This is a genomic window from Bradyrhizobium sp. NBAIM08, assembly GCF_020193935.1.
In the GTDB taxonomy this organism is placed as follows: Bacteria; Pseudomonadota; Alphaproteobacteria; order Rhizobiales; family Xanthobacteraceae; genus Bradyrhizobium; species Bradyrhizobium yuanmingense.
The window spans coordinates 133,365-153,749 of the sequence record NZ_JADYVR010000011.1 but is presented as its reverse complement, the minus strand read 5'-3'; the positions used below and the strand labels follow the sequence as shown (position 1 = coordinate 153,749).

Sequence of the window (20,385 nt, the reverse complement as noted above, 5' to 3'; positions counted from 1 at the left end):
TCGCCATTAATTGCAGCGAGTTGCTTTTTCTCGACTTATCGTTCAGTGGCTTCGTCGCTGGCGAGAAAGTCGCGAAGCTGAACCAGCTTCTGCAAGAGCTCGTCGAACGCGTAAATCTGAACGTCCTTCATGCTACGGCGGAATAATTCCAAACACTTCTGCTCGGCTTTTCCTTCCGGGGTTTTCCCCGCAACAACCACGCAATCAACGGAGTAAGATACTATGTTGGCGATCTCACTTGCATCCTTGATCTGCGCGATATTCTTTTGGAATTGATAGCGTTGGTCGAGAACTTGGGCAACCGAACCCACAAGATCGCCCGAAGCTGGATAGACGCCGCCGCGAAATTCCCTTCCGAGCAGCTGAGTGTGCGGTGTCTTGATTTCGACCAACGCCACATTGTTGGTTCCTTCATTCTTGACGAGAAAGTCGGCGATCTTTCCGCCTCGTCCAGTCAAAGCCGCCCCTCCCACATGAGCCTGTCCAAGCACCTCCACGATCGGATAGCCAAACAGCAACGACAATATGAACGGGTTCGAAGCAAATAGCTTCTGCCAAGCGCTCTCGGGCAGCTTCTTGTCGATCATTTCCCGAAACCGCTCGATTAGAACATCGAGGCTAACGAGCTCGATATCGCGTTGAAGTCCATACAACACATCGGGCGTTTCGGTCGCGATCGTCGGAGCGCTCGAGCGAATTGCAGCGACCATGCCGACCCGATCGCGTTTTGAGAGCTCGGACTTAGAGTAATCGCGACCAACCAGCAAATTGGAGATTGTGTCTTTCTTGAGCGCTCGCCGCTTTTCCGGGAATCGCTCAGGGTCCAGCGTTGTCAACAGGGCATTATGGGATTTGATCGCCCTGTCTATTCGTCCCTCGCGTTGATACCCTCGTGTGATACGCGCCAACGATAAGCGCAGTGTTTCGAATTCGCGGTAAGCGAGATGAAAACACGCGCCGTCGAGGCGGGTCACCCCTCGCTTTGTGATGATTAGGCTTGTGACGTCGTCGAGCTCCTCGATACTGTCAACGATTGAACTATATTCTTTTGGAAATCCAAGGCCAGCTTCGATATTCTTGATCAAGCCGGTAGGAAGTTGGAAGAGCACATCGTGTATGGCGTGTTCATCCTCGGGTAGCTCGAAATCAAAACCTTCCAGGACGATCTCTTCAAGCTGGCCGTACTTCGCTTCAAAATATCGCTCGGACGGATATGTGATAATGGGTCGAATGATAATTGTCGACTTAGTGGCATCGAACCAAATGACATCCTTGCTGGGCAGCGGGTTCGGGACCGGCTCATCCGGCTTGAGAGATTGGTAAATGCCAGGATCGGCTTCGCAATGGACTGCGATGCATCCTGGATGAATCTCTCTTAGACTCAGTTTCACGACATCCCCCAATTTGTCCGCCGCCTGGCAGTCCCAGGGTTTCAGCCCGCTCGTCGAGCGACGGCAATCCGAAGCTGTTACTTCTGCGATCCCGCTGTGTTCCGAAGACGGTGCTTGGCGTCGGGCGCTCGAGCTGATTCGCTAAGTTTCGTCCAATCGTCCGGCGGGTTGCCGCGCTTCAGCATCTTCCGGAACACGGCGTAGGCATCATTGGCGCTCTCGTAGGCGCGCAGCGTCGAGTCATCATTGACCCAAGCCAGCACAATGACCTTGGCGTCAGCGGATCGCTGGTAGCGAAAAAATAGTCGATACTGCTGCAGAAATTTCGCACGGAACCAGTGCTTATGTTCATCGCCCAGCGTGGCGCCCTGACGATAGATGTCCCGGGTTGGATCGCCGGGAATATCCTCGAATGCGACCTTCAGCACCGCCGCAAGGAGCTTTGCGGCGCGCTTCTTCTTATAGTCCTTTGGATCCTTTTTGCGCGCTCGCTCGACTTTTTCGATCATCGCCTCGAGTTGATCGAGGAAAAGCGGGTGCGCATAGATTTTCCAACCATTGATTTCGACGGTGTCGTCGCTCACCCTTCGTCATCCGGGAGCGTTGCGTCGAGATCGACCTTGACACCCTTGACCAAGCCCTTTCCTCGCGCAACCAGCGACTTCGGCACCGATCGAATTCGCGCTGGCTCATGAGCCATGTCACGTGCCAAGAATTCGAGGAACGTGCCTATCACAGGGTCGGCTTCGGCTTCACGCCTCTGCTTCTTCGCGATGACGACAGTGCCGTCAGCGAGGCCACGGAACACGACCTGGTCACGCTTGCCGAGAGCCAGCATCTTACGGATAGCGGCCGGCACAGTCGTCTGGCCGCGCTCGGTGATGGTGGCGGGGATTTCGAGGATTTCAGCCGTCTTGGCCATGACCCGCTCCTTGCATCTCAATATCATCCGATGTAATGCATTTGCATTGTAAGTCAAGTTCATCTCGGCTGGTGTGGCTGGCCGACGGCGGCGGAATTCTGCCCGTTCGGTGCGTATTCCCCTGACGAACGAGCAGAAAGAACGCCCAATGGCGCTGATCCGTGTGCTTGAGATTGAGAATTTTCGAGCGGTGAAGACGCTTCGCTGGGTACCTGGTCCTGGGATAAATTGCCTGATCGGACCAGGCGACAGCGGCAAGTCGACGATTCTTGATGCCATCGATCTTTGCCTCGGCGCGCGCCGATCGCTTTCCTTCACTGACGCCGATTTCCACGCTCTTGATTTCGGCCGCGCGATCCGCATTGCGGTGACACTTGGCGCTCTCGATGACCCCCTGAAGAACATGGACGCGTATGGCGACTTCCTCGTGGGCTTCGATGCAGCCACCGGGTTGGTGGAACCGGAACCCGGTGCCGGGCTCGAAACCGCCCTGACCCTCCAGCTCACAGTTCAGGACGACCTCGAGCCGGAATGGACGCTTGTCTCGCCGCGTGCCCAGGCTTCAGGTCGGGTCCGCAATCTTAACTGGGCCGATCGCACGCATATAGCTCCAGCCAGACTCGGCGTCACGGGGGGCATGCATCTGACGTGGCGGAGAGGGTCTGTGCTGACCAAGCTGACAGACGGCAAGGCGGACGCATCAAAGGAGCTGACACGGGCAGCTCGTGAGATGCGCGACGCCTTTGACCAAAAGGAACTCGAAGAGCTCGCGGAGCCTCTCAAACTCGTCACGGCAGCGGCAGGCGATATGGGCGTCCCCGTCGGAAAGGCCGTGCAGGCGTTGATCGATGCCGGTTCGGTCACTTTCACAGGCGGCACCATCTCGCTTCATGATGAAGGGGGTGTGCCGCTACGGGCTCTCGGGCTTGGTTCGTCGCGGCTGCTGATCGCCGCCCTGCAGCGGAAGGCGGCCGAGATGGCGACGACGTTTCTGATCGACGAACTGGAATATGGGCTCGAGCCGCACCGAATCATTCGCCTGCTCGGCGCGCTGGGCGCAAAGGAAGACTTGCCCCCGCTACAGGTTTTTGCCACAAGCCACTCGCCGATTGCCGTGACCGAGCTCAACGCCCACCAGCTTCATATCGTCCGCAGGAATGGCGGGCAGCATACCGTCCGCTGTGCCAGCGACGCCGGGAACGTACAGGGCACGATCCGCGCCCACGCCCATGCGCTGCTCGCCTCCTCGATTGTGGTGTGCGAGGGCGGAAGCGAAATCGGCTTGATGCGCGGTCTGGATCAGCACTTCACTGCTGCCGGCGAAAAATCGCATGCAGCTTGTGGTGCAACTTTGGTGAACGGCAACGGCGATGAAACCTTCAGCCGCGCCATCGCTCTGCAGTCTCTGGGCTACCGAACAGCGATCCTGCGAGACAGCGACAAACCCGCCCCACCGGGTGCCGAAGCTGCCTTTGTTGCTGGCGGCGGCAAGGTGTTCGCATGGGGCGGCGGTCGTGCCCTCGAACAGGAACTGTTCGCCGCACTCCCGAACGGGCCCGCGAGCCAACTCCTGAATCTCGCCATTGAGGTGAAAGACCGCGCGTTGATTGAAGCGCATGTCAAAACAATTTCCAGCGGCACAAGGACGCTCCACGATCTGGAAACCGAGGCGCTCTTTGGCAGCCTCAGCCCCGCCAGCCGTGCCCTTCTCGGGGACGCGGCGGCGCGCTTCGGTTGGCTAAAGACCATCACCACGATGGAAACGGCGGGGCAGCGTATTGTCGGTCCCGCCTACGATGAGGCCGATGCCAGCCTTACAAACGTCATGGATGGCGTTCTCGACTGGGTCGCAGATGACGGCCGCTGAAATCGACCTGCGCACGATAGGCCGTGGGCTGGTGATAGCCCCGGCCGGCTGCGGCAAGACCCAGCTCATCAGCGATGCTCTGGCAAGGCATGACGGGCCAAAGCCAATCTTGGTGCTGACACACACCAATGCGGGGGTCGCAGCGCTCCGCGGCCGCCTCGATAGAGCAGGTGTAAAGCCAAGCTCCTACCGGGCTGCAACGCTCGACGGCTTCGCGATCCGGCTCATTTCGACGTTTCCTCAGCGAGCCGGGCACGATCCGCGAATCGTAACAGCCGCCCGGCCGAATTATGAAGCCATTCGTGACGCGGCAGCGCGGCTTGTTGCTGCCGGGCATCTTTATGACATTCTCGCGGCCAGTTTCGCGCAACTATTTGTAGATGAGTACCAGGACTGCTCGATCCGCCAGCACGCCCTTGTAACCTGGTTGGCTCAAAGTCTGCCCACAGCCATCGTTGGAGATCCGTTCCAGGCCATCTTTGGATTCGGCGCTGATCCGCTGGCAGATTGGCAGAAGGACGTACTCTCGTTCTTTCCGAAAGTGCGAGAACTTGCCACGCCGTGGAGGTGGAACAACGCAGGCGCGCACGATCTGGGTCAATGGTTGCTATCGATACGACCCGACCTTGCGGCAGGCAAACCAATCGATCTTCGGAACGCACCCGGCAGCGTGCAGTGGGTTCAGCTCGATGGCCGCCAGGACGATGCCCTGCGGCAGGCTGCGGCCGCGGTCGCCGCGCCAGGCGACACGAAGGTTTTGATCATCGGCGACAGCACGGACCCTCGGGGACAGCAACGTTTCGCCCGCCAAGTCGAAGGAGCCGTGACGGTCGAGGCTGTGGACCTGCGCGACCTTACGGATTTTGGGAGTGCCCTCGACCTTGCGAGACCCGAAGCGCTCTCCACCGTGGCCCATTTTGCGGAGAGCTTGATGAGCGCCTTTTCCGCAGACGACCTAGTACGGTCGGTTGCGGCAGCCCGTACCGGGAATCTGGGACGACCTCTGTCCGGTATCGAGCAAGCGGGCATGAGTTTTGAAGCGTCGCGGTCGCTTGCAGATGTCGCAGATCTCCTTTCCGCCATCAATCGCGCCGGTGGAGTTCGATGTTACCGTCCTGCAGTGCTGGCGGCCGCACAGCGGGCTCTGCAACTTGCAACCTCTCCCGACGGGCCATCGTTTCGAGAGGCGACGGTGACGATCCGAGAATACTCTCGGCTCATCGGCCGGCCGCTCGCCAAGCGTTCCGTCGGAAGTACCTTGCTACTCAAAGGTCTCGAAGCCGACATCTCGGTCATTCTCAATGGGAGCGCTCTCAACGCGCGCAATCTCTACGTCGCAATGAGCCGTGGCTCGCGCCGAGTCGTGGTTTGCTCTCCATCGCCAATTCTCAATCCGCCCTGGTAAGCCGCGCTACGGAGGTTCGACCCACGAAACTTGTGCTGCGGACATGTAGACGATAGCGCCTCGCTCGGCCCCTGTGACGCTCAGATAGTCGCGCAGTTGCGCCACATGTGCACTGTGTGCCGCCGCCGTGGGGTTTACGTCGGACTTCCAGTCGATGACGAGTGCGATGCGCTCTCCCTCGATTGCGGCAGCATCCGCACGACCCGCAAGATAACGCGGCGGGTTTGCCGCCCAGAGCGGAACTTCGGGCACCAGTAGCGCGAGGAAGGGCGCGAGCTCCGGCAGGGCCAATGTGCGCAGCGCCACCTCGGCCATCTCGACCGCGTCTGGCCTTTCGGCATCCGTCGCGTCATCGGATTGTAGTTGAGCAAGCAACTCGGTCGCGCGAAGAGTAGCCCCTTCACGAACTTGCTCAAGTTCCCCCGTGAGTAGCTCTTCCATAAGCTTGTGCAGGATCGTACCCCGGAGGGCGCCCGCTCCTACAATCCGCGCCGTCACGTCGGTCGCCGGATCGACTACGAATGCATCAACAAGGTCGGCGCTGCGATCAGCATCGCGGTCGCTCGGACGGTCCCATACAATCGGCGGCGAAGCAGCCACCAATCGCTGGTTTTCTGCTGCAAATATCGCCACTGTCTGATCGTTGGCCATGGATTGCGACGCGCTCATAACAGGCTCGGGCAACGCGTCAGCTCGGATCTCGGAAAGTCGCTTCTGCCCCAGATTCATCACCCGCGACCACGATCGCGAGGGAGCGCCAGGCAGATCAGGGATCACCAAGAGATCTCGGGCGCGCGTCGTTGCGACGTACCAGAGCCGCTCGCGTTGCCGCGCTTCGCGAAATTCCTCCTCTTCACGGGCGGTAACCAGTTCGGGCGGCTCGATCCCTCCGACGATCCAGTGAATTGTATCGTCTGATTGCCTATAGACGAACTGATCCTGGGGCTTGAACTGCGTCGACGAATTCACGGTGATCACCACGGGCCATTCCAGCCCCTTGGCGCTGTGCATGGTGACGATCTCCACCGAGTCCTCGGACGCATCGACTCTCCCTTCTGAATGCCGGCGCTTGCTCTGCCATCCTCGCTGGAGATCGAGCGCGAACGCGCGCAGTCCGGCAACATTGTAGGGTCTGGCGAGTTCGACGATGGCATCAAGGTTTGCGAGCGCGCGCGCGTTGCGCTGGCCATGCCTAGCCGCCATGATCACTCTCAGTTTCAGGCGCTCGATTGCGAAGGCGATGAGCTGCATCGGCGTGAGTTCGGCGGCAAGGCGATGCAGCGCCTGGAGCTTCAACAGAACATCCTTTGCGAGGGGGTTGACGACCTCGTCCGCTGAGGTCCGCAACTGAAAGCGCCGGCGCCCATCTTGGTCGGGTGAGAGAGCCGCCGTAATATCAAGCAAGTCTTCATCGGTGAGTCCGACAGCCGGACCTCGCATTAGCGCGCCGAAAGCCAGAGTGTCGAGCGGATCCGACAGCGCGCGAACCAGGACGAGCATGTCCTGAAGCTCCTGGCGCCGGAAGAGCGCGTGACCTGCCTGGGAGGCGACCGCGATGCGGTGCGCTTCGAGAGCGCGTTCGTAACGCCAGAGATCGGTGTGTGTAGGAGCAAGCAGCGCTATGTCGCCTGCACGCAAGTATCGCTCAGTTCCATCCGGATGATGGATCTTCAGGGCGCCGATCAGGCGCGCGCACAGGCTGGCAACAGCTTCCGCCTCCGCTTCGCGCTGTTCCTCCGCGTTGGCATCACGCGGAACATGGATCGTCAGCTTCGCCGCCGCACTGATCGGCAGTGGCGGGAGCATAAGGGTCGGCGCGAGCGGGACGAAACCCGGTTGTCCCGCCCCTCCAAGAACGTCACTGAACACGTGGTTGACGTGCGTGATGACGTCCGGCCGGGATCTGAAGTTCGCGGTGATAGAAAGTACGCAGCCGTTGCCGGCTGTTCCAAGTACGGACTTCGCGAGGGCGTAAGACTCAACGTCAGCACCGCGAAATCGATAGATTGCTTGTTTGGGGTCTCCTACCAAAAAGAGCGCTCCTGGCCGCAAGCTTGCGCTGCTCCAAGTCGCCGGCTGCGAACGCGCAGCGAGGCAGAAAACGATTTCCGCCTGCACGGGATCGGTATCCTGGAATTCATCGACGAGCAGGTAGGCATACCGGCCGGCGAGCCAAGCGCGAATTTCGGGGTTCTCGCAAACAAGCGCCCGCGCCTGACGTAGCAAGTCGTCGAAATCGAGAACGGCCGCTTCTCGCTTGCGCCGGTCGTAGGCCTCGATCACCCCGGTTAGATGCGCATCCAGTTCATGCGCCAGACCTTGCGCAATGCAGCCAATCAACGTTCGATACGCGGCGCGAACCGTCTCGAAGTGTTCGACCGCTTCATTTGCGCGACGCCGTCCATCCGTCTCGCCAAGACTCTGCTTCCAAGCGCGCATCCTGTCATAAGCCAGCAAGTCGATGCTTCTTTGCCGCATCATGCCGATACGGGGCGGCTGGGTCAGGCGCCACAACGCGGAGAAGCCCGCGGTGGCGTGATCGCCGGCGAAGAACGAAGAAAGACGTTCAAGATCCGCGATGAGACCTGCCGTCCACGTATCTCCTGGTCCCGCGACATGCCAGCGGGCAAAGGCAGAGACGGCTTCCGCGAACGTTTTGTCCGGGCGAGTTGAGAAATCCGGCGCCGGCACGGTCGCGCTGCGATGCTCTCGCCGGAGGATGGCAAGTTCGCGGACCCGCTCGACTACCCCCAACGGGTCATCCTTGGCAAGGACACCGATGGGACCGCCGTCTGTTTCGTCAGGCACCAACCTCTCCTTCAGCCAAGTCGCGAGCACTTCGTCAAAGAGTGCATTGGCAATGATCGCGTCCACAACACGCGAACCAGGATCGAGGCCCACTTCTATCCCGTGCGAACGAAGAATTCCTTGGCAAAACCCATGGATGGTCGTGGCAGTGATTTCTCCGATGCGTGGCGCGGCCTCATCAAGATGCGCGCGCTCCGCTAGGTCTAACGGCAGTGAGAGAATTCCGGCGAGTGCGGGCGGCGTCCTTCCATGGCGAAGCTCCTCGACCGTCCAGCGTATCCGTGCCTCCAACTCGCTCGCCGCCGGTTCGGTGAAGGTGATGGCTGCAATTTTTGAAGGATCAACCCCGCTTGCGATCATCATCGCGACGCGCGCGGCCATCAATGACGTCTTGCCAGTGCCCGCCGCAGCCTCGACCAGCATGTTGGTCTCAAAATCAGTGAGCGCGCGTCTGCGGGCATCGAGATCAGGTACGCTCACGGGCTACTCCAAAGTTTGTCTAGCGCGCTGTTCACCCCAGCAAATAGACGACGCTTTACGCGACGGTAAGCATCAAGCTCAGCTGGCAGGGCGATAGCAAGCGGATCAAAGAATACAGGCGCAGGTCCTGGCGCAATCTGGCCGTTGCGTTGCAGTTGAACGCCTGAGGCCGTGAATGCAACCGCCTGGTCAATCGCCTTCTCAAGTTCCTCGTTCGTAAGGCTTAGCGTCCGCGCCGGCTCGTGCTTTAGATAAGTCAGCTGCGAGCTCACGCTCCGAACATCAGCAAGGAGAGACCGCACGGCGAGGCCGTAAAAGACGCGCTGGAGTTCTGCGCCACGATCGAACACGACTGGCTTCTTCCGCTCCGGCGCCGCCCCAACCTTATAGTCCGTGACGACTGCCGCGCCGCGTGCCGCGTCTTCATCAAGTCGATCAATTCGTCCACGGAAGACAATTCCGGTCTTTCCGATCTGGACCGGCGAGAGCGTGGTCCACGGATGAGCTCCTTTATCGGGCTCGCCAAACGAAAGCTCGGTCCAGCTCCTGCCGCGCGGTTCGTCGATTGCATCTTTGAGTCCTCGCAGCGCTCTCTCGCGTGCCATCTCCACTGTGTGGCGCCAGAGAAGGCCCGGTGGAACGGCTCTGGTGAGAGGCCAGCTTTCGGTAAGACTGTCCACCTCTCGATCTAGGGCAATCTCAATCTCATCGATATTTTTGGGCGCGCCAATCCGCAACACGCCCGCAATAAGAGCGTGAACGAGCTCGCCGAAAGCGCGATGGGTTAGAGCGAGGGGCTGGGGGTCTAGATTCGGCTCACGCCAGTGCAGGGCGTACTCCCAGACGAACCCCAACGGATCGCATAGAAGTCGATGGAGAGAGGTCGTGGATTGGACTTCAGCAAGGGCATCGACAACGAGCGGGTGGTTGGCACGAACCTTCCCGTCATGAGCCGTGTGTTGCTCACCATCCCACCATGCGCGCCAACAGGCACGACTTGCACGCACTTGGGGATCCTTGCCCGCATCGACGGGCCGGGCGTAGAGCCGATCGCTTTCGCTGAAAGCATGCGGGGGTATCGCGCTCCGCCCGATGATGCGCTCTGCTTTTCTCGGCCACAACGTACTGGCTGCTTGCAGCGATCCAGTCGCACTCCTATAGGCGCGTGACAGCGAGTAGTTGGTCGATTGGCCGACGATGATGTCATGCATCATCCGGTCCATTTCTGCTGCTTCAGCGGACGGAAGTCGTAATTGCCCAAGCAGATGTTGTGGTAGCAACGGGTTCTCGTTCGACCGTCTGGGCCACGCGTTCGCATCCAGCCCGACGAGGCGAATATATGCGCGCGGGGCCGCCGCCAAGTGACGGGCGGGTCCCCACGCGATAGAATTTCCCGGCTCGCGTCCGTCGGCAACGCGCAGAGCCTGCAGGGAGAGCTCGATTGCCTGTGGGGGCGCCATGCGCAAAGCATCCCGCCACAGGCTCAGCGCCTGCCCCTTCAAAAGACGGCGCCCTACTCCCTCTGACAATGCAATCCCGCCGGCCAAGTCTTCGAGAATCGGCAACAATGTCCGTTCCGTAAGGTCACCATTTGCCCGTTCGTCTCGAGTTTGCTCCAGAGCATGACGCCAAAGCGTCGGACTTGTCAGCGCCGCGCTTCGCCGCAAGCCCTTAGCCCAGTCACTGGGCAACTTATCCTTGGCTGGGCCGCGCGGCAGCCGGGCAAATAGGAGCCTCACACGTTCCTGAGACAGCCCGCGTAGCAGGATGTCCGCGAGTGCAGCGCAGGCCTGCCCTTCACGGGTCGCTAGCGCCGGAATGCCGTGCGTGAAATGCACGGGCATCCCTGCCTCACGCGAGAGAACCAGAAACGCATCGTCCCAAGCCGACGGCGAGGCAGCCGAAATGGCGACCTCGTGGGGCGCGGCTTTTCCGTCCGCCACAAGCGCGCGCGCCCAACGCAAAGATTCCCGCACTTCGTTTCGCGGATCGGCACAGAGGTCTGCAGAGCCAAGCAATGCTGTGCCGGATGGACGCGTTTGGATGTCCCCAGAGAACCAGTCGCGCCGGCTGTGCTGCGATGCAATCCATCGCACCGGTACGACATCGCAAAGCGCATGGATGAGCGGATACCAAACGGCCTGGATATTAGCGACGTCTTGAATAGTGACGGCGCCGAGTACTTTGGGAGCGAAACGAATTCGCGCCAAGGCAGCTCTGACCAAATCGGGAGGCGTCAGCATTCCAGACGGCAGTTCCTCTCGGACGCGGCGTTCGAGCAACACAAAGTCCCTAAGGCGGGCATTGTCGGGCAAAGAAGCCGGGGCCTCCATGTCCCACCAGTCCCGGAGCGCCGATAGCGCAGCCGCGGGCATCCCCGGCAGTTCGGCAACCTTGCCAATGTCCTCGTATCCGCCCACCTCGAGCCCCTGCCTGATAGCCAGGTACAAGACCTCGTGCGAGGCTGGCGAAACGAAGCCGCCGGCAAGGCGTGCGGCGAGAAGCGGCAGCGTCAGGACTTGCCGACCCGTGGCCCCTTCGCGAGCCGCATCAAGGCGCCGCATTCGCAGTGCTAAAGGCCCATCGACGACTACAGTATGGATTAGCATTTCGCGCCCTATCGCCGGACTGAAGGCAGCGATACCCGATCGCTGCCGAAATCGCGAATCTTTAAGGCGACGCAGTTCCCGCCGTCTAACGCGTCTCCGCTATCGCGTCCGCCATCTCGTCGACCGTCTTCTTAAAGTGTGCCGGATCATGCAGAGCGGCCTTCGCCGCTTCTGTCCATTCTGATCTTGTCGACATCCATCCGACCATCCTCCCGGCATCGATCCCGCGGTTTCGGACGAGATAGGGTGACAAGATCTTATCCGGCACCGAGTCGCGCAGTAAGTCGGCGCTCTCTGGATGGATCATTTCAAACACCCGCCAAGCTCGGTAAACGGCAACCAGTTCTCCATCCTCTGCAAGCTTGGACAACAGTTCGAGGATTGGCCCAGGCGGTGTGATTTGTGTCTCCGAGCCTTTGTCGGCGCCAGCTTCCGCTACACGCGTGGGCTGCTCAATTCCGGTTGCGGAGAGCGCCACGGCGAGCGCTTCCACTGCCTCGTCTCCGACGCCAGCGAAATACTGTGCGCGGTCGGTGAACCCTCTGGCCGCGTGCGCAGCGACCTCGTCTCTGTCCGCCGGCAGGACCCGCAGGATGCCATCTTGGTATTCAAATATGCCGGCCGCCACGAGAGAGGCGAAATCCTTCTCGAACCGAGGATGCTCCGCATCGACCCCGAAAAGATCTGCCGTGTCGCCGGAAACGACGAGCGCTAAGGTGTCCGGCTCGAGCTGTGGGATCAATATCTTGCTGCCTCTTCCTCCGAGCAAGAGAGAGACGACCATCGATTCCCGCAACCGCTGTCCGGGACTGGAGCCGGGCCGAAGCAGAGCGGACTTGGTTCGGTGAATGACAGACGACGAAAACACGTAGGGCGCGACGGCGCGGTAATAGTTGTGCGAGAGTCCTTCGCCGTCAATTGTCTCCAGTTTCCCATCATCCAACCAAAACAATACGGGTATCCAGCATGGCTGGGGCAGAAACGCGATCAGCCTGCGGCGAAACGCGCCAGGATCGACGGGTCGATCCGACCCTGCCAACGATCTGCTGAGGTCGTGCCAATCTCGAAAGCCGCCTGCGATCGCGGCGGCCTTCTGGCAGCGATTAAGCGGAAAAATGATCCCGCTATCGTCAAACAACGATTTGAGATTCTTGGCGAATTTCTTTGCGCCTTCGAGCGTCGAGAACATGCGAGCGTCCTTCATCTCGGCCGGGTCAAGACGCGCTGCTCGTCTCATCGGCCGAAAGAGGGGAAGCGGTCGCGAGAGCTGATGATTGAGTAGTCGTTGGACCAAAAGTCCTTTGCCAGGGCAGCGGCCTAGCCGACGGAGGCGGCATGAGTCGAATCTAGAGCCGTGCGCCGAAATTTTCAACAATTAGCGCGAATTGTCCCGTGATCTTTGCTCGTCCGGGATTCGCTTCCAAGGAAGACCTTCGCTCTGCGACTCTGCCGGATTCTAGACCTCACTCCGGACTGTCCGTCCCCATTCGAGCAATCGCGGCAATGTGCGACGGGCCAAGGAAGGCATCGGTTGCCAGTAGGATTGTCTCGCGATGCGTCTTGCTCACAAGGCCCGCAATGCATTTTGAACGATCGAAATAACCGTGCTGCCCGGCATTCGGCCAGTGGTTGGCAATCGTTCGGCTAAAGCTAGCACTGCGCGCCACACGTCGGTGTTATCCATTGCGATGCATGCTTGTTCAGCTTGCTCTGCGAAGAGCCTTGTTGCCTCTGATCCGTTCAAGCCGATCCTTTGACAAGTCTCGATGACGGTCTGACGGTCATCGCTGCACCCGTAATCATGCCAAACCAAATGAAAGGAAGCGTCTATAAATTTCGCTTGTGCCGCCGCCCCAGCAGTAAGCTCAAAAACTCGCACGCTCGCCCATTCCAATGGATCGATGCCCATATACGAAAATAGCTTGCGCCATTGCTCCACCGTCCACCGGGTGCCTTCCCTTATGCCTGCGCGCTCCCCGAACTCCTTAAGGCCCGGCATATTAAGGGGCAGCTCGAACACGGAGCAGTGTGGAGTGCCCTCCTCCATTTCGATCCACCGGATCGCGTTTTCATTGGTGACGCCTACGCGACCTATCGATAAAACGCGGGCAACTGCATGGCCGGCCTCATGGACGGCTATATCTCTCTTCGTACCCCCACCAAAATCCATTGCTCGCCTCCAATGACCGGATCATTGTAAACTAAACGTACAATAAGTATCGCTCCAGGAATCCCCGCGTTCGGATCACGAAAAGCCACGCGATTTGCCCGGTCACAGTTGCCACACAATGGTCGGTCTTAGCCTAGTGGCAATGTCGAATTTCCCAGCATGAAAGCGAACAATCCAGATTGGACCGCGCCGCGCACTAACCAGGATTGGCGCGATGACGAATTGATGCTGGCAGTTGCCTGGCTGAAGTCGTTCGTTCCTCGCAAAGAGATGGAGCAGAGGCTGGACGTCGCGAAGACCAATCTTCTTGCTGCCCAAGACCGCATGCGCGCCGGCATAATGGGACCGTTGTATGACCCGGTAGATACGGCCGCTTGGTACATACTGCAGGCAGAGACCTTTGCCACCGACCGGGCCCTGTGGACGCCTGAGGGCACAATGCGAGTTGTGCCCTTCCTTACGCGCATCGGCAAAGAGCTGAAACTTCTGCTCAGCGTGAAGGGGGTCGAAGAGCGAGCGGCTCGCATGATGTTACAGGAGAGACGCCAACCTGACAGCAGCATTTTCGAGATGCTCGTCGCCCTTGCCTACCGACGCAGAGGTTGGAGACGGGTCGAGTTCGTGCCGGAAACTCCCGGGCGCGGACGAACCCCGGACCTGCACGTTTTCAGGACAGGAAGCCGCTGGGCGGCAGAGTGCAAGCGCCTGATGCCTTCAACCTACGCCGCGAACGAGAAGTTGCGGGGCACGCGGCTTGCACAACCCATCCATCAACTATGCCTGGAGCTAGGCGAATCCGTCATTGTCGAGGTGAAGTACCAAGTCGAGCTGCGCGAAGTCGCGGACGACTATCTCGTGCGACACGTGAGACAGACCATCGAGCGGCGATCGCTGGCACCTTGGAAGGACGAGGTGGCGACCGGAAGAGTGCGACCCATAAACTGGACGTTGCTTCGGCGAATTCTCGCAAAAGACTACGTCTATTTTGATGGAAGTCGGATGATCGAACTTCTGGCCGGACACTATGATCATTCGGCCGATCACAGCATGGCAGCCAAATGGCGTCCGGCGCCTTTGAGGCCCACATATGCCGACGCTGTTTACCAAGCGAGCGTGGTCAGCTGGGTCAGTGAATCCGAAGTTGCCGTACGTCAAAAGGCGCGTCACTTTCGTAGCACCATCGCCAACGCAGAGCGTCAGCTTCCGAGCGACCGTCCGGGGGTAATTCACGTTGGCGTCGAGAGCTCGGCGGGACCGGAAGTTGATTTCGCTCGTCACTTCTTCAACACGATGCAAGCCAGAACTTTTGCGCCGGCGACCTCACGCCTCAGATGGGTTTACGCAAACTATTTTGTTCCGGAAGCAACCACGCGAGAGAACGAGACGTGGGCGATCACTGAGACGATGGTGCCATACAAGATCGGACATCATCGAACGCATTGGCCACTGCCCGACCACATGTTGGTCACGCCCGAGAACGAAAGCGAAAGCGGGGTACATTGGCATCCGATCGCAGCAGCGAATTCGAACCAAGAATAGTCTCAGAGCCAACTCTCGCACTTTCTGACCGCGATTCGCTCTGCGCGTCACGTTGGCTAGAACAGAGAGCTAATCGGATCACTGATTTAGTGTGGCGGAGTTCGCCGATGTTCGCTGGCGCTTATTCGACGGATATTCGACGACTTTTCGGGCCAAGCTGTAAGTCTTTGAAATTTCTGGCGCTCCCTAGGGGAATCGAACCCCTGTTTCAGCCTTGAGAGGGTAAAGTCGATCCGCTTGATGATCATCATCGTTGAGAGTCCTGCGATGGAGCTTACGGACGTCAGGCCCGGCTCGTTTGCATAAGCAGGCGTTACCGCACCAGTTTCGCACCAGAAACGACCCAGCCAAAGCACAACGAACGCGATCAGATTCAAACAAATAGCCAGCAAAATCAACGAAGCCAATCGCTATCCCGCCGCTCATAACGGTCTGGTTGCAGGTTCGAGTCCTGCCGGGCCCACCTCGCTTCGCCCTTCGGGCTACGCGTGGCGCAGCCAAGCGGAGAACGAGAAGCGAAGCGTGGTGTCCGGCGTAGCTGGAGCACAGCGGAAGCAAAGACGGACTGGCGCGGCAAGCTTCGGCTCGGCAAACCAACGCCACACATCAAAGTAAGCATGCGAAGGCTGCCGCGCCGGAGTTGACGGTCGAAGCGTTCGCTGCCGTCAAACCGTGGCGGAGAGAGTGGTATTCGAACCGACGATTTTCGATCGATCCACTTCGAACAACTGAGACTGCTCGTATAACATTCTCCCGGCTAATCCTCGGAAATCCAGATCCTGCACATGCGCCACAAGCCTGCTCACGCTGGCTGTTACAAGACTTTTCTCGATCTCCCGCGAGACCACGAAGTGGGCCGGATCATCAAGAAGATCGGCATCGAGCCGATGTAGCGATGCTTGGCGAAGACCTTTCGTTCCAATCCGCTTGGCGCCTCCAACCTGACGGCATCATGATCTAGATGCTGCGATAGCGCTCGATCCGTGAAAGGTCGGGCGTAATTCCGAGCCCTGGTTCTTGATCCAATTCAACCATGCCATCCCTCACATTGAGAACCGGGCCGCAATAGAGATCGCGCAGCGGGTTGTCGTTGACATCGACTTCCAGCCAGCCATCGCCTCCGACACCGGCGAGCAGATGCGCGGACGCGAGGAGGCCAAGCCCGCCGCCGAGATAGTGCGGGCAGAACGTCTTGCTTGACGTCCGGATGTCGCGAGCCAGTGGAGTGCAGACGCTGAGCCCGCCCCATTTCGCGATATCGGGCTGGACCACGCTCAGTATGTCCTCGGCCAGGACGTCCTCGAAAGCTTCGAGACTCGAAATGTTTTCGCCGGCAGCGATCGGCATCTTCGCCAGTAGGCGCACCCTGCGCCATTCTTCTCGGGGCCGATCGGCGCGAATCGGCTCCTCCAGCCAGCGCAGATCGAACTCGGCGAGCCGCGGCAGCATCTCGATCGCCTGCGTGACCGACCATCCTTGGTTGGCATCGCAGGCCAGCATGCCGGCGCTGACAATCCTGCGCAACGCGGTGAGGTTGGCGAGATCGGTCTCGGGTCCGAAGCCCACCTTCAGCTTCAGCGCGCGATGGCCGCGCTCGAGCGCGGCCTCAGCCGTTTGTGCAGCGCCGCCTGGATTGATGCCGCTGGCATAGACCTTGATCTTGTTCGACTGGCCACCGAGCAGCCGCCACAGCGGCAAACGCCGGCGGCGTGCCGAGAGGTCCCACAGCGCGAGATCGATGCCTGAAATCGCCTGAGCAAACGGACCGGGTTCGCCGCATTGGAGCGCCAGGACTTCGGTACCCTTGGTCAGGGCCTCGAAGGCCTGAACAGGACCATCGAATTTGAGCCCCACGAGGCCGGGCGCCAGCACCTCGTTGACGAGCCGGGCGCGATGTTCCGCGCCGGGCGCTGGAAAATTGGACCAGGCTTCGCCCCAGCCCTCGACGCCGTCTTCGTCGACCGCGCGAACGAAGACGGCAGGACGGTTGAGCATCCTGCCGAACGAGGTCACCACCGGCGCCGCCAGCGGATAACGATAGCAATACGCCTCGATCGAGCGGATGGTGAAGCCGTCAGTCATGTTGCAGATCCTGCGATCGGAAAACGCGGAGCCGCCATCATTTCAGTAGGCGCGTGCGAAGTCACCTTCCTGCTTGATGTCGGTGAAAGCCGGAAAGCGCGCCTTCCACGGTGTGCCCTTGGCCGTGGTCAGCTTGTTGAGGCGCTGAAGCACACCGAGGCCATCCTTGCGCAGGCTGGCCGAGACCGCCGCACGGTCCGGGAAATTCTTCAGGACGGCATCGAGCCAGATGGTGCGGCCGGCGAGAAAGCCGCTGGCGCCCGCGGCATAGGAATAGTCGAGCACTCGTTCGAACTTCTCCGGCGCGGCGCCGCCCGACAGCAGCACCCAGGGGATATTGCGGCCGCGACAGATGTCGCCGATCGCGTCGAACTCCTTCTGCGCGGCCTTGGCCTCCGTGCTGCCGTCCTGGGCCGGCAAGTTGTTGGAGGCAAGCGGGCTCTCCAGCTTGAGGAGATCGACGCCGTACTCCGGCTTGACGAATTCACGCACGCTGTCGATGACAAGGCCGGGCAGCTTGCCGGGCGACTCCACGTAATCGGCGGTGTGATTGGCACTGCCGAGGAAAGGATAGACCAGCAGCTCGAGCACGTAGGGAATGTCGTGGCGGGCGCAATCCTCGCCGATCTCGCGCACGAACTCCTTCTGATGCGCGTTAACCGCGGCATCGGCGTCCGGCCGGTACCAGGCCAGCACCTTGACGGCGTCGCCGCCCATCGCCCGGATCTTCTCCACGCTCCAATTTGTGATGGCGCGCGACTTGCGGCCGCCCGCGGTCTCCTCGACCCGGTGCTCCTCCAGCGTCATGATCAGGCCGCAGCGCGGTGGCAGCAGATCAATCGCGGCCGGCACCGCGAAATTCGGATCGAACAGCATGGAGCTGCAATGCGGCGCGAGGTTTTCGACCAGGAGGCGCTTGGCCGCCGTGACGTCGGAATATTCGACCTGTTCCCGCGTGATGCCCTTTGCTTTGGCGATGGCATCGAACAGTGGCGGCCGCTGATCCAGCGCGACCATGCGAAAGTGGCCATCCGCGTCAGCAAGCCTTGCCAGGCCGCGGTTCTTTCCAATCGTTCTCATGGCTTCGTCCTCATGAATGCAAGACACTCGTTGATATCGGGGATTCCGTTGCGGCCGCCGGCGTGGCGGCATTTCATCGCGGCTGTCGCCGCCGAAAAAGCTATGGCGGCCTGCACATCGAGACCGGCGCCGATCGCCAGCGCATAGGCGCCGTGGAAGACGTCGCCGGCACCTGTGGTATCGACGACATCGACGGCATAAGCGGCCTGCCGGTGCAGTTGGCCGCTCTCGTACCAGCTCACACCTCCCTCGCCGCGCGTGACGGCAACGACGCGGCATCCAAACCGCGCCAGCGCTCCGAGCGATTTATCCTCAGCGGAGCCGGCAAAGGCCGTAAGCGCAGGCTCGGAGAAGATCGCATGATCCGTCAATGGCAGCAGCCGCTCGAACACCTCGGCGTCGGCCATGTCGCCGTCCAGCACCGTCGGAATGCCGCGCGCTCGCGCTCCAGCGAACAGCGTCGCGGCGCCCTCCACCCAGCGCGGATCGGCCAACACGGAAGATGCGCGCGCGATGGCGTCCCGCGGCAGCCAGTCCGCTGCCTCCGGGTAGAGACCGCGGAAGTTGACGATCTGCCGTTCACCGGCGCTGTCGACGATGATGCCGGAGACCGACGAGCGGCCCTCCGTAAACAGCCGAAAATTGTCGACATTGACACCTTCGGCCGTGAACGCGGATTTCATTTCTTGGCCGGCGGCATCGTTCCCTGCCCGCCCCCAGAACGCGACGGACGCCCCGAGCTTTGCCACGGCAACGCTCGCATTGGCGGCCATGCCGCCGCCGAGCGTGCCATATTCGATAGCCTTGATCTTCTCGCTTCCACCCGCGAACGGCCGATCGACGCGCCAGACCTGGTCGAGTGCGGAGAGCCCGAGGCAGATCACATGCACAGGCCTTGCCTTGGACGCGACGTCCGCCAGCGCCGACAGATCGCCGATGTCGACCGATGCGCTCACCGCAGGACCTCTCCGTTGCCGGCATCGAACAGATGGGTCTTGCCCGGCTGCAGGCGCAGATTGATGCGATCGCCGACCTTCGGCCGCAACGACGGATCTACCCGCGCGATGGCGGAGCCGCCGGCGAGATCGAAATGTATCAGCGTATCCGAGCCGAGCGGCTCGACCAGCTTGATGTTGATGGCAATGCCATCGGCAGCGTCTGCTGCCACGGCGAAATGTTCGGGACGAATGCCGAGCACCGCATTGCCGGCCTTGCTCAGGCGGGCCGCGGTCCCGGCATCCACCGGCACCATCGTCCCAGCTTGCGAGAGAATTGCACGTTCCCGACGCCATTCGACCGGGAAGAAGTTCATCGCTGGCGAGCCGATGAAGCCGGCGACGAACTGGTTGGCCGGACGCTCGTACACCGTTTCCGGCGTGTCATATTGCTGGATCGTGCCGCTCTGGAGCACCACGATCCGGTCGGCCATGGTCATGGCCTCGATCTGGTCGTGCGTGACGAATACCATAGTGGTCTTGAGCTCCTGCGACAGCGCCTTGATCTCGGCCCGCACCTGCCCGCGCAGCTTTGCGTCGAGGTTGGAGAGCGGCTCGTCGAACAGGAACGCCTTGGGATTGCGCACGATGGCGCGGCCCATGGCAACGCGCTGGCGCTGGCCGCCGGAGAGCTCCTTCGGCTTGCGGTCGAGATAGGGCTCGATGTGCAGAAGCGCCGCGGCGCGCCTCACGCGCGCGTCGATCTCGGCCTTCGGCACGCCCCGCAGCTCCAGCGCAAACGACATGTTGTCGTAGACCTTCATGTGCGGATAGAGCGCGTAATCCTGGAACACCATCGCGATGTCGCGCTGCGCGGCCTGCACGCCGTTGACGCGCTTGTCGCCGATGTAGAGATCTCCCGACGAGATCGGCTCGAGACCGGCGATGATGCGCAGCAGGGTCGACTTGCCGCAGCCGGACGGGCCGACGAACACGACGAATTCGTGGTCCGCGATCTCCAAATTGAGATCGGGGATCACGGTAAAATTGCCGTAACGCTTGACGAGATTGCGGATCGAGATCGAGGCCATGATCGC

At 60.6% G+C, this 20,385-nt stretch carries 14 protein-coding genes; 3 read left to right on the top strand and 11 right to left on the bottom strand.

Annotated features, from left to right (window positions below):
• Window positions 1–35 precede the first annotated feature (35 nt).
• The 3 genes from I6F37_RS30260 to I6F37_RS30250 all read right to left on the bottom strand — a co-directional run bounded on the left by I6F37_RS30260 (window position 36) and on the right by I6F37_RS30250 (window position 2,313).
• The gene (locus tag I6F37_RS30260; RefSeq protein ID WP_225128663.1) at window positions 36–1,391 is read right to left on the bottom strand and encodes a Shedu immune nuclease family protein; all 1,356 of its coding nucleotides are present in this window, start codon (window positions 1,389–1,391) and stop codon (window positions 36–38) included.
• Window positions 1,392–1,468: 77 nt separating this feature from the next.
• Window positions 1,469–1,975: a type II toxin-antitoxin system YhaV family toxin gene (locus I6F37_RS30255; protein WP_225128664.1), complete on the bottom strand. Its 507-nt coding sequence runs from the start codon at window positions 1,973–1,975 to the stop codon at window positions 1,469–1,471.
• Complete coding sequence (locus I6F37_RS30250; RefSeq protein WP_225128665.1) at window positions 1,972–2,313, bottom strand: type II toxin-antitoxin system PrlF family antitoxin; 342 nt, start codon at window positions 2,311–2,313, stop codon at window positions 1,972–1,974. Before I6F37_RS30250 ends, I6F37_RS30255 begins: the two co-directional genes overlap by 4 nt.
• 148 nt (window positions 2,314–2,461) lie before the next feature.
• On the opposite strand from I6F37_RS30250, the gene I6F37_RS30245 reads away from it, so the two are divergent.
• On the top strand, window positions 2,462–4,180 hold the full coding sequence (locus I6F37_RS30245) for an ATP-dependent endonuclease (RefSeq protein ID WP_225128667.1): 1,719 nt from the start codon (window positions 2,462–2,464) through the stop codon (window positions 4,178–4,180).
• Window positions 4,119–5,585: a UvrD-helicase domain-containing protein gene (locus tag I6F37_RS30240; protein ID WP_225151560.1), complete on the top strand. Its 1,467-nt coding sequence runs from the start codon at window positions 4,119–4,121 to the stop codon at window positions 5,583–5,585. The genes I6F37_RS30245 and I6F37_RS30240 overlap by 62 nt, the downstream gene beginning before the upstream one ends.
• 6 nt (window positions 5,586–5,591) lie before the next feature.
• Here I6F37_RS30240 and I6F37_RS45975 read toward each other — a convergent pair whose 3' ends face one another.
• The 4 genes from I6F37_RS45975 to I6F37_RS30220 form a co-directional block, all read right to left on the bottom strand.
• Window positions 5,592–8,873: a UvrD-helicase domain-containing protein gene (locus tag I6F37_RS45975; protein WP_225128670.1), complete on the bottom strand. Its 3,282-nt coding sequence runs from the start codon at window positions 8,871–8,873 to the stop codon at window positions 5,592–5,594.
• Entirely contained in the window at window positions 8,870–11,323 is a 2,454-nt protein-coding gene (locus I6F37_RS30230; protein WP_225128671.1) for a PD-(D/E)XK nuclease family protein, read from the bottom strand. The genes I6F37_RS45975 and I6F37_RS30230 overlap by 4 nt, the downstream gene beginning before the upstream one ends.
• Before the next feature lie 244 nt (window positions 11,324–11,567).
• Window positions 11,568–12,671: a hypothetical protein gene (locus I6F37_RS30225; protein ID WP_225128672.1), complete on the bottom strand. Its 1,104-nt coding sequence runs from the start codon at window positions 12,669–12,671 to the stop codon at window positions 11,568–11,570.
• A gap of 375 nt (window positions 12,672–13,046) precedes the next feature.
• Entirely contained in the window at window positions 13,047–13,652 is a 606-nt protein-coding gene (locus tag I6F37_RS30220; RefSeq protein ID WP_225128673.1) for a hypothetical protein, read from the bottom strand.
• Between the two features lie 159 nt (window positions 13,653–13,811).
• Between I6F37_RS30220 and I6F37_RS30215 the strand changes: the two genes are divergently transcribed.
• Window positions 13,812–15,191 (top strand): hypothetical protein, encoded by a 1,380-nt coding sequence (locus I6F37_RS30215; protein ID WP_225128674.1) that lies wholly within the window; start codon window positions 13,812–13,814, stop codon window positions 15,189–15,191.
• A 957-nt stretch (window positions 15,192–16,148) separates the two neighbouring features.
• Here the strand turns inward: I6F37_RS30215 and I6F37_RS30210 are convergent.
• Genes I6F37_RS30210 through I6F37_RS30195 form a run of 4 tightly spaced genes read right to left on the bottom strand, consistent with a single transcriptional unit; the run spans window position 16,149 to window position 20,379 of the window.
• Window positions 16,149–17,273 carry a mandelate racemase/muconate lactonizing enzyme family protein gene (locus tag I6F37_RS30210; RefSeq protein ID WP_225153547.1) on the bottom strand — a complete coding sequence of 375 codons (1,125 nt, stop codon included), beginning with the start codon at window positions 17,271–17,273 and terminating at the stop codon, window positions 16,149–16,151.
• A gap of 42 nt (window positions 17,274–17,315) precedes the next feature.
• The gene (locus tag I6F37_RS30205) at window positions 17,316–18,353 is read right to left on the bottom strand and encodes a tagatose 1,6-diphosphate aldolase (protein WP_225153545.1); all 1,038 of its coding nucleotides are present in this window, start codon (window positions 18,351–18,353) and stop codon (window positions 17,316–17,318) included.
• On the bottom strand, window positions 18,350–19,309 hold the full coding sequence (locus tag I6F37_RS30200) for a sugar kinase (protein ID WP_225153543.1): 960 nt from the start codon (window positions 19,307–19,309) through the stop codon (window positions 18,350–18,352). Before I6F37_RS30200 ends, I6F37_RS30205 begins: the two co-directional genes overlap by 4 nt.
• Window positions 19,306–20,379, bottom strand: a complete 1,074-nt coding sequence (locus I6F37_RS30195) for an ABC transporter ATP-binding protein (RefSeq protein WP_225153541.1) — start codon at window positions 20,377–20,379, stop codon at window positions 19,306–19,308. Before I6F37_RS30195 ends, I6F37_RS30200 begins: the two co-directional genes overlap by 4 nt.
• Window positions 20,380–20,385 lie beyond the last annotated feature (6 nt).

What these genes read in the sequence shown, in the direction of transcription:
- I6F37_RS30245 (WP_225128667.1), top strand. Translation starts at nt 2,462, where the DNA reads ATGGCGCTGATCCGTGTGCTTGAGATTGAGAATTTTCGAGCGGTGAAG.
- I6F37_RS30215 (WP_225128674.1), top strand. Translation starts at nt 13,812, where the DNA reads ATGAAAGCGAACAATCCAGATTGGACCGCGCCGCGCACTAACCAGGAT.
- I6F37_RS30220 (WP_225128673.1), bottom strand. Translation starts at nt 13,652, where the DNA reads ATGGATTTTGGTGGGGGTACGAAGAGAGATATAGCCGTCCATGAGGCC.
- I6F37_RS30205 (WP_225153545.1), bottom strand. Translation starts at nt 18,353, where the DNA reads ATGAGAACGATTGGAAAGAACCGCGGCCTGGCAAGGCTTGCTGACGCG.
- I6F37_RS30250 (WP_225128665.1), bottom strand. Translation starts at nt 2,313, where the DNA reads ATGGCCAAGACGGCTGAAATCCTCGAAATCCCCGCCACCATCACCGAG.
- I6F37_RS30240 (WP_225151560.1), top strand. Translation starts at nt 4,119, where the DNA reads ATGCCAGCCTTACAAACGTCATGGATGGCGTTCTCGACTGGGTCGCAG.
- I6F37_RS30225 (WP_225128672.1), bottom strand. Translation starts at nt 12,671, where the DNA reads ATGTTCTCGACGCTCGAAGGCGCAAAGAAATTCGCCAAGAATCTCAAA.
- I6F37_RS30195 (WP_225153541.1), bottom strand. Translation starts at nt 20,379, where the DNA reads ATGGCCTCGATCTCGATCCGCAATCTCGTCAAGCGTTACGGCAATTTT.
- I6F37_RS30210 (WP_225153547.1), bottom strand. Translation starts at nt 17,273, where the DNA reads ATGACTGACGGCTTCACCATCCGCTCGATCGAGGCGTATTGCTATCGT.